This window comes from Sphingobacterium lactis (assembly GCF_051951495.1).
Lineage (GTDB): Bacteria > Bacteroidota > Bacteroidia > Sphingobacteriales > Sphingobacteriaceae > Sphingobacterium > Sphingobacterium lactis_A.
Map to the genome: position 1 here is coordinate 1 of NZ_JBNHAS010000015.1, position 680 is coordinate 680.

Consider the following 680-nt stretch of genomic DNA (forward strand, 5'->3'; position numbering starts at 1 on the left):
CCCCGTGGCTTATCGCAGCTTATCACGTCCTTCATCGCCTCTGAGAGCCTAGACATCCCCCGTGTGCCCTTGTTTACTTTCTTCACGCTACCACCCCTTTTGCAAAGTGGTAGGTTGCTTTTGGACTCCGCGCCTAAGCGCATCGTCCTCTGTTGTCTTCTCTTGTGTCTCTTTTCTTCCAATATGTCAAAGAACTCTTTGTTCTGGTACTTAGTATTTAGTATCGGGTATTTAGACCGTGGTCGCATACCCAATAACCGCATTACCGGACCTGAACTCGTGGAGAATAACGGATTCGAACCGTTGACCCCCTGCGTGCAAGGCAGGTGCTCTAGCCAGCTGAGCTAATTCCCCTTTTGCGCTGTAGTCCCGAGCAGATTTGAACTGCTGACCCCTACATTATCAGTGTAGTGCTCTAACCAACTGAGCTACGGGACTGTTATTCAATCGCTCGTGACCGTTCCGCTTGCGGGATGGGCACTTTCTTCTTGTCTCTTCGTGTTTCCTGTTAAGTATGTTATGATATGTAGTGCGCAGCGAGCCCGAAACGGCCCTAGAAAGGAGGTATTCCAGCCGCACCTTCCGGTACGGCTACCTTGTTACGACTTAGCCCCAATTACCGGTTTTACCCTGACACGCTCCTTGCGGTTACATGCTTTAGGTACCCCCAGCTTTCATGG

Annotated in this window: 2 tRNA genes and 2 rRNA genes; all 4 read right to left on the bottom strand. The window is 50.7% G+C overall.

Features of this window, described 5'->3' with window-relative positions:
* Positions 1–83, bottom strand: a 23S ribosomal RNA gene (locus tag ACP6L2_RS18125); the annotation flags it as partial.
* 197 nt (positions 84–280) lie between these two features.
* Positions 281–354, bottom strand: a tRNA-Ala gene (locus ACP6L2_RS18130).
* Between the two features lie 10 nt (positions 355–364).
* A tRNA-Ile gene (locus ACP6L2_RS18135) sits at positions 365–438 on the bottom strand.
* A gap of 119 nt (positions 439–557) precedes the next feature.
* Positions 558–680 (bottom strand): 16S ribosomal RNA (locus ACP6L2_RS18140); the annotation flags it as partial.